The sequence below is a fragment of the Streptomyces hirsutus genome (assembly GCF_001418415.1).
In the GTDB taxonomy this organism is placed as follows: Bacteria; Actinomycetota; Actinomycetes; order Streptomycetales; family Streptomycetaceae; genus Streptomyces; species Streptomyces hirsutus.
The window spans coordinates 1-8353 of sequence record NZ_LIQT01000253.1 but is presented as its reverse complement, the minus strand read 5'-3'; the positions used below and the strand labels follow the sequence as shown (position 1 = coordinate 8353).

The 8353-nt window shown below is 75.3% G+C and carries 6 protein-coding genes; 5 read left to right on the top strand and 1 reads right to left on the bottom strand.

Going from position 1 to position 8353, the window contains the following annotated elements; translation table 11 throughout:
- Positions 1-225 precede the first annotated feature (225 nt).
- From AOK11_RS19485 to AOK11_RS19465, 5 genes are all read left to right on the top strand, one after another.
- Positions 226-519 carry a DUF503 domain-containing protein gene (locus AOK11_RS19485; protein ID WP_055594995.1) on the top strand — a complete coding sequence of 98 codons (294 nt, stop codon included), beginning with the start codon at positions 226-228 and terminating at the stop codon, positions 517-519.
- Between the two features lie 65 nt (positions 520-584).
- Positions 585-1052: a 30S ribosome-binding factor RbfA gene (gene rbfA / locus AOK11_RS19480; RefSeq protein WP_055594994.1), complete on the top strand. Its 468-nt coding sequence runs from the start codon at positions 585-587 to the stop codon at positions 1050-1052.
- Positions 1049-1954: a tRNA pseudouridine(55) synthase TruB gene (gene truB, locus AOK11_RS19475; protein ID WP_055594993.1), complete on the top strand. Its 906-nt coding sequence runs from the start codon at positions 1049-1051 to the stop codon at positions 1952-1954. Before rbfA ends, truB begins: the two co-directional genes overlap by 4 nt.
- A gap of 647 nt (positions 1955-2601) precedes the next feature.
- Positions 2602-6189, top strand: a complete 3588-nt coding sequence (locus AOK11_RS19470) for a serine protease (RefSeq protein WP_240497410.1) — start codon at positions 2602-2604, stop codon at positions 6187-6189.
- Positions 6190-6330: 141 nt separating this feature from the next.
- The gene (locus AOK11_RS19465; RefSeq protein WP_055594992.1) at positions 6331-7284 is read left to right on the top strand and encodes a bifunctional riboflavin kinase/FAD synthetase; all 954 of its coding nucleotides are present in this window, start codon (positions 6331-6333) and stop codon (positions 7282-7284) included.
- A gap of 19 nt (positions 7285-7303) precedes the next feature.
- Here the strand turns inward: AOK11_RS19465 and AOK11_RS19460 are convergent, their stop codons facing one another.
- Positions 7304-8341, bottom strand: a complete 1038-nt coding sequence (locus AOK11_RS19460) for an ABC transporter ATP-binding protein (protein ID WP_079034960.1) — start codon at positions 8339-8341, stop codon at positions 7304-7306.
- Positions 8342-8353 lie beyond the last annotated feature (12 nt).

Sequence of the window (8353 nt, the reverse complement as noted above, 5' to 3'; positions counted from 1 at the left end):
GCGGGGACAGCTGTCCCCGCCGGCCGGCTCGTGTGTCCGGGGACGGGCACGGGGCCGGGGACGGGTCGCGAAACCGGGGGACCGGTTCGGGTAAGCTCCCCGGCCGGGCCCACGGAGCGTAATATCCGTCGATCGGCCCGCCTCTTCGATGTACGGTTCTGATGTCCCTGCCCACCATGGACGGCGGGGACGCCGATCCCGTACCGGCGGGTGAACCGGTTGTGCATGTATGTGGGGACGCTGTCCTTCGACCTCCTCCTCGGCGACGTCAGGTCGCTGAAGGAGAAGCGCTCCGTCGTCCGCCCGATCGTCGCCGAGCTCCAGCGGAAGTACGCGGTGAGCGCGGCCGAGGTGGATCACATGGATCTTCATCGCAGGGCCGTCGTCGGCCTGGCGGTGGTGTCCGGCGACACGGCGCACCTGACCGACGTACTGGACCGGTGCGAGCGGCTGGTCGCCGGGCGCCCCGAGGTGGAACTGCTGTCCGTCAGACGGCGCTTCCACGGCGAGGACGACTGACGAATCCAGGCTCCGGGAACGCGGGGCTTTGACAACTCGGACAGGAAAGAAGGAGAGACGGACCAGTGGCCGACAACGCGCGGGCGAAAAGGCTGGCGGACCTCATCCGAGAGGTGGTGGCCCAGAAGCTGCAGCGCGGGATCAAGGACCCGCGGCTCGGTACGCACATCACCATCACGGACACCCGGGTCACGGGTGACCTGCGGGAGGCGACCGTCTTCTACACGGTGTACGGGGACGACGAGGAGCGGAAGGCCGCCGCGGCGGGCCTGGAGAGCGCCAAGGGCATCCTGCGCTCCGAGGTGGGCCGGGCGGCGGGCGTGAAGTTCACGCCGACCCTGGCGTTCGTCATGGACGCGCTCCCGGACACCGCGCGCAACATCGAGGACCTCCTCGACAAGGCGCGCCAGTCCGACGCCAAGGTGCGCGAGGCGTCCGCGGGCGCCATGTACGCGGGCGGGGCCGACCCGTACCGCAAGCCCGAGGACTCCGAGACCCTCGAAGACGCCGAGACGGACGACACCGCCGAATGACCCAGAAGCACACCACGCCCGACGGCCTTGTCATCGTCGACAAGCCGTCGGGCTTCACTTCGCACGACGTGGTCGCCAAGATGCGCGGCATCGCCCGGACCCGCCGCGTCGGCCACGCAGGCACTCTCGACCCGATGGCGACGGGCGTCCTCGTCCTCGGCGTCGAGCGGGCCACCAAACTCCTCGGCCACCTCGCGCTGACCGAGAAGGAGTACCTGGGCACCATCCGGCTCGGGCAGGACACCGTCACCGACGACGCCGAGGGCGAGATCACCTCGTCCACGGACGCCTCCGGGGTCACCCGCGAGGCCATCGACGCCGGGGTGGCCAAGCTGACCGGCGCCATCATGCAGGTGCCGTCCAAGGTCAGCGCCATCAAGATCGACGGAGTGCGCTCCTACAAGCGGGCCCGTGAGGGCGAGGAGTTCGACATCCCGGCCCGGCCGGTCACCGTCTCCTCGTTCACCGTGTACGACGTCCGCCCGGCCGTCGCCGAGAACGGCACCCCGGTGCTCGACCTGGTCGTCTCCGTCGTCTGCTCCTCCGGCACGTACATCCGCGCCCTCGCCCGCGACCTGGGCGCCGACCTGGGCGTCGGCGGTCACCTCACGGTGCTGCGCAGGACCCGCGTCGGCCCGTACAAACTGGACGCGGCCCGCACCCTCGACCGGCTCCAGCAGGAACTGACCGTGCTGCCGATCGCGAAGGCCGCCGCGGCGGCCTTCCCCCGCTGGGACGTCGACGCCCGGCGCGCCCGGCTGCTCACCAACGGCGTGCGCCTGGAGATGCCCGAGGAGTACGCGGGCAGCGGCCCGGTGGCCGTCTTCGACCCCGAGGGCACCTTCCTCGCCCTCGTCGAGGAACACCGGGGCAAGGCCAAGAGCCTGGCGATCTTCGGCTGACGGCCGGGCGGGCCGACGGGGCGGCCGGCAGGCTCACGGGTGCGGCCGGTCCGGCTGCCCGGTGGACCTCACCGGCCCACCACCCGGCCGGTACACCGCTCAGCGGTACGACCCGGTGAACGGCCTGACCGGTCCGACGCGCGGCGGGGCCTGCACGCTCACCGCGTGACCGGCGCCGTCGGCGTCGCCGCCGGGCCTTGCCCGCGTGACCGGCCGGCCGGGTTCGTCGGAGTGGTCGGTCCAGCCGTGCGATCGGCCGTATCGGTCTCGCCGGTCTCGCCGGCCTGTGCGGTCGGCCGACCTGCGGCACGACCGTCCCGTGGTTTCACCGGCGCGACCCCTCGGCGGGCTCGACCGGCCCGTGCGGGCCCACCGTCCCCACCAGTCGCCCGGCGCCCCGGGGCCGCCCGTGGAGCGGCGTCACGGGGATTGCATGCCGCCGCTCCACGGTCCCCCTCGGTTCCCCCACCCCCAGGGTGTATCCACTGGTGGCCGTCCTTTCACCCGGAAGTGCAGGCGCTCGGAGTGAACGGGGGAGTGGAAGGGGGCGCGTTTGCCGAGGGCGCTGTGTCGCTGATCACCCGGCCCTACTGTCGAGCCGAGGCAGTCGAAGGCACAGTACGAAGGCACGGCATGAAGGTTCGACGATGACGTCGCGCGACCCGTCCCGTCACGAGCGGGGCACGTTCCACGACCCGGCCGGCCGGAATCCGGGGGAGGCCCCTCGGGCCCGGCGGGAGCCGTTGCCCACCGATGTCCTCGTCCGCGTCCAGGACCTCGACGGCCGCCCGCGCGGTCTCGCCTTCCCCGCCGACCACCGCGGCACGCTGATCACCAGCCACGAGGCCGTCGACGGCCTCCCCGGCCTGGCCCTGCACGCCCCCGGCGACCGCCACCGTGTCGTGGGCGCCGACGCCGTCACCCCGCTGCCGGAGCTCGGCCTCGCCCTCGTCCACGCCGAAGGGCTCGGTGTCGAGCCGCTGCCCGTCACCGCGCGGGACCGCCTCGACAGCGGCGCCTACGTGCGGATCGCCGCCGGGTGCTGGCGCGAGGCGCGCGTACTCGGCCCGACCACCGTGACGTACACCGCCACCGAGCACTGCCACACCCTCGACGACGCGCTGGAACTCGCCATCGGCACCGCCGGCCGTGACGCGCTGCGCACCGGCGGCGGAGCGGCCGGCGGTCCGGTGCTCGACGCCGCCACCGGCGCCGTCCTCGGTGTCCTCGGCACCGCGCTCCGCGCCGGTGGCCGCGACGGCGGCTTCGCCGTGCCGCTCCGCCCCGCCCCGGGCCCCCTCGCCGCCCTCCTCGCCGAGAACGCGGCGACGGTCCCGGCGTACGGCACCGACCTCAACCTCGCCGGTGTGCTGGAACTCACCGCCACCTCGGTCGGGCAGGACGGCCCGTCGGGCGCACTCGCCCCCGGAGACGTCGTTCCGGTGGAGCGGGCCGCCGTCACCGCGGAGTTCACCGCGTTCGAACACGGCCCGGCCGCGGTCCTCGGTCTCGTCGGGCCGCCCGGCAGCGGCCGTACGACGGAGCTCGCGGCGCTCGCCGCCCGCCGCCACCGGGCCGGCGGCCCCACGCTGTGGCTGCGCGGCGCCGATCTGCGGGAGGACGACCTCTCCGTCGCCGACGCGGCCCAGCGGGCGCTCGACCGGGCCGCCCGCATCGTCGCCGCCTCCCGCACCCGGACCCCGGCCGGACCCGAAGACCTCGGCGACACCGGCCCGGCCCGCCTCGCCGGCCTGGCCCGCAGTGCCGGCCGCCCGCTGCTGCTCCTCCTCGACGGCCCCGAGGAGATGCCGCCCCTCCTGGCCGGCCGCCTCGCCCAGTGGAGCGACGGCACGGCACGGTGGCTGCGGCGGACCGGGGCGCGCCTGGTGGTGGGGTGCCGCGCGGAGTACTGGGAGAGCGCGGGCACGCTCCTCCCGGCGGAGCTGCTGCACCGGCATCGGGGCGGGCTCCAGGGCGAGGCCCCGGGCGGCCCCCCGGCCGAGGGTCTTCCCGCGTGCGTGCGTCTCGGCGACCTGACCGCCGACGAGGCCATCGAGGCACGGGCCCGCTACGGCATCCCGGAGTGCTCCCCGGCAGACACCCGGCACCCGCTGACGCTCCGGCTGCTCGCGGAGGTCAGGGCCGCCCTCGCCGACGCCCCGGACGCGCCGGACGCCCGCGCGGACCGCCACGACGTCCTCTCCGCCCACCTGGACCTGATGTGCCTGCGCGTGGCCGTGCGCCTCGCCGCCGGGAGCGGGCTGCGCGGCACCGCCGTACGCCGGCTGGCCGCCAAGGTCTCCGGGCAGGTGCACGAAGCCGCCCGGCGCAGCCTCGGCCCCGGGCAGGGCGAGCTGGACCGGGAGGCGTTCGAGGCGGTGTTCCCCTGGGGGCCCGCACCGGCCGGGCTCGGCGGCGGCACCGGCTGGGCCCACGCCGTGCTCGCCGAGGGCCTCCTCGTCCCCGCCGGGACCGGCTACCGCTTCGCCCACGAGGAACTCGCCGACTGGCTCCAGGGCACCCACCTGGACCTGGACGGGGCCCTGCGCGCCCTGGTCCACGGCGACCCCGGTGCCGCTCGCGACCCCGACACCGCCGACGGCGTCCCTGTGCCGCACCACCGCGTCGGGCCCGTCGTCCAGGCCATGCTGCTGCTCGCCCGGCAGCACGGAACAGACCCGCTCGCCTCCCGGCTCGCGGACCTGGTGCACGCCCTCGACGCCGGGACGGGCTCGTGGTGGGCCTCCCGGCTGCTCACCGAGACCCTCGCGCGCGTGCCCGACGCGACGCCCTACACCGGGGTGCTGCGGCTGCTGGCCGACCGGATCGTGGCCTGGCGGCAGCAGCGGCGGCCGGTCCCCGGCGAGCTGGGACCGGCCTTCTGGACCGCTCTCCCCCTGCCCCTGGAGACCGGCTTCGAGCTGCTGCGCGGACTCGTGCACGCCGACGGTCCCCCGGGCGAGGCCGGCCCCCGGTTCCTGGACGCCGCCTCCCGCCTGTTCGGCGCCGACCCCGCCGCCGTACTCCCGCACCTCGTCCGGTGGTTCGAGGACGAACGGCCCCTGCCCGCCACCCCGCACGCGACGGTCGCGACGGCGGCCCAGGCACTGCTGCACACCCACCGGCACCGCGCCCCGGACACCCTGACCGAGGCGCTCGCCGGCAGCCCGCACCGGCGGGCCGGCCAACTGCTCGGCGTACTGGCCGAGGAAGACCCTTCGGCGGTGTGCCGGGCCGTCGACCGCTGGGCGCGCGACGAGCGCCCCGCCCGCCGCGCGGCAGCGGTGACCTACGGGCTGCTGGCCGCACCGCACGCCCGTGACGAGGCCGACCGCACCCTGCTGCGGTACGCGGCCCTCGCCCTGCTCGTACGTACCGGCGACCGCGCCCTGCACGGCGGCGCGCTCGCCCTGCTCGTCCAGGACCCGAGCAGCAGGGACCGCCACCTCACACGGGCTCTGGAACACTTCGCGGCCGGCGACCCGTACGTCCCGCCGAGTGCGCTGGCCTGCGCCCTCACCACCCACCCGGAGGCCGTCCTCGACGCCTTCCGAGCGAGGCTCGCCCGGCCGGACACCGGCGGGACACCGGACACTCCCGCCGGTGTGCCCGCTTCCCTCGACGCGACCGTTTCCGCCGAGGTGGACGCCGACGCCGACGCCGACGCGCCCGCCCTGGCCCTCCGCGTCGCCGCGCTGGTGAGGGCGGCGGTGGAGCGGCGGCCGGACCTCGCGGGACAACTGGCCGCGTACGCGGACCGGCGCCTGGACCAGGAGCCGGCCGACCGCGACGTCCTCCTGCCCCTGCTCACCGGCCTGCTGGACGCCGGGCCGCAGCCGCTGCGGGCCGCCCTCGCCGGCGCCCTGGCCGAGCCCGGCACCCCCGCCTCGCGCCCCCTGCGCCGCGAACTGCTGGACCCGCTCCTCATCCGCGACCACGACCCGGACCTGCTGGCCGCGGTGCTGGGTGCCGCCGCCCGCCGCACCGACGACCCCCGCCACACCGACGACCCCGCGCGCGAACTCGTCCACCGCACCGGGCTGCTCCTCGTCCGCACCCCCGACGGCGCCGCCCGTTTCGACCACGTCCTGGCCGCCCTGGGGCGGCACGTCCCGGGCTTCGCCGCCGCCCTGGCCCACTGGCTGGCGGACGCGCCCCAGGAGTGGGCGGACGTGGTCGGGCCCGGCACCCGGCGGATGATCGAGACCCGGTCGGGAGTGGGCGTCCCCGTCTGAGCCGCGGCCGGGAGTGCACAGCGTCACAGTGCCGGAGCGCCGATGCCGATGCGAGCCGACGGCGGTCGGCATGGCACCCTTAGACCTGCGCAGGAGAAGTCCACGGACTCGGCCCGACGAGGTTTCGACAAGGAGCAGGCAGTGCAGCGCTGGCGTGGCTTGGAGGACATCCCCCAGGACTGGGGGCGCAGCGTCGTCACCATCGGTTCCTACGACGGAGTCCACCGCGGGCACCAGCTGATCATCAGGCACGCCGTGGACCGTGCCCGGGAACTGGGCGTCCCCGCGGTCGTCGTCACCTTCGACCCGCACCCCAGCGAGGTCGTCCGCCCCGGCAGCCACCCGCCGCTGATCGCCCCGCATCACCGCCGCGCGGAACTCATGACCGAGCTGGGCGTGGACGCGGTCCTGATCCTCCCCTTCACCACGGAGTTCTCGAAGCTGTCGCCGGCCGAGTTCGTGGGCAAGGTCCTGGTCGACAAACTGCACGCCAAAGCGGTCGTCGAGGGCCCCAACTTCCGCTTCGGCCACCGGGCCGCGGGCACCGTGGACTTCCTCGCGGAACAGGGCAAGGTCTACGACTTCGAGGTCGAGGTCGTCGAGCTGTACGTGAGCGGCGAGGCCGGTGGCGGCGAGCCGTTCTCCTCCACCCTCACCCGCCGCCTGATCGCCGAGGGTGAGGTCGAGGGCGCCGCCGAGATCCTGGGCCGCCCGCACCGGGTGGAGGGCGTGGTCGTCAGCGGCGCCCGGCGCGGCCGCGAACTGGGCTTCCCCACGGCCAACGTCGAGACGCTCCCGCACACCGCCATCCCCGCCGACGGCGTCTACGCGGGCTGGCTGCACGCCCAGGGCGAGGCCATGCCGGCCGCGATCTCCGTCGGCACCAACCCCCAGTTCGACGGCACCGAGCGCACGGTCGAGGCGTACGCCATCGACCGCGTCGGCCTGGACCTCTACGGTCTGCACGTCGCCGTCGACTTCCTCACCTTCGTCCGCGGCCAGGCGAAGTTCGACTCGCTCGAGGCGCTGATGGAGCAGATGGCGGCGGACGTCAGGCGCTGCAAGGAACTGGTGGCAGCGGCCGAGAAGCCGTAGGAGGCACGTACGCGGGCCCTTACGCGCGGAGCGGCGGGACAGAGGGCCCGGACGGACCCGGGGCCTCGCGCGCGCGGGCCCAGTGGCAGGCCACCTGACCGACCATGCCCATGCCTCCCTCCTCCCCGTCCCGACCTCCCCCGTCGAGGATCTCCGGGTCCCGGGTCCGGCACGCGTCCGCGACGCCCGCCCGGTCCGCCTCCCCGCCGAGCAGGAGCTGGCAGCGTGTGTGGAACCGGCAGCCCCCTGGAACACGGGTCGGATCCGGGGGCTCACCGCTCAGGACCACCGGGTCGCCCGGCGCCTCCGGGAGCACCGACAACAGGGCCTGCGTGTACGGGTGCCGGGGCGCGGTCAGTACCTGCTCCACCGTCCCGGTCTCCACGATCCGGCCGAGGTACATCACCGCGACCCGGTCGGCGATGTTCCAGGCCAGCCCGAGGTCGTGCGTGACCACCAGCGCGGACAGGCCCAGCTCGGCACGGAGCCGGAGCAGCAGGGCCAGGATCTCGCCGCGTACGGAAGCGTCCAGGGAGGCCACCGGCTCGTCCGCGACGAGGAGTTCGGGCTCCAGGACCAGCGCGCCCGCGATCACCACCCGCTGGCGCTGACCGCCGGACAGCTCGTGCGGATAGCGCAGGAAGAAGCGTTCCGGCGGCCGCAGCCCGGCCCGGGACAGGGCCTCCGCGACCGCCGCCCGCTCGTCACCGCCGTACCCGTGGATGCGCGGTCCCTCGGCCACCGCGTCGTACACCGTGTGCCGGGGGTTGAGCGAGCCGCTCGGGTCCTGGAGGACCAACTGGACCCGCCTGCGGTACGCCTTGAGGGAGCGGCCGGAGTAGTCGAGCGGCCGCCCGTCGAAGGAGACGCGCCCCGCGGTCGGCTCGACCAGGCCCAGCAGGGCGCGGGCCAGGGTCGTCTTGCCGCAGCCCGACTCGCCCACCAGGGCGACGATCTCACCGGGTCGGATGGCGAGGTCGACGCCGTCCACCGCGCGGGCGGGGCCGGCGCCGTGCCGGCCGGGGAAGGAGACCCGCACTCCCCGGGCGCTCAGCAGCGGGGGGCCGAC

What these genes read in the sequence shown, in the direction of transcription:
- truB (WP_055594993.1), top strand. Translation starts at nt 1,049, where the DNA reads ATGACCCAGAAGCACACCACGCCCGACGGCCTTGTCATCGTCGACAAG.
- AOK11_RS19470 (WP_240497410.1), top strand. Translation starts at nt 2,602, where the DNA reads ATGACGTCGCGCGACCCGTCCCGTCACGAGCGGGGCACGTTCCACGAC.
- AOK11_RS19485 (WP_055594995.1), top strand. Translation starts at nt 226, where the DNA reads ATGTATGTGGGGACGCTGTCCTTCGACCTCCTCCTCGGCGACGTCAGG.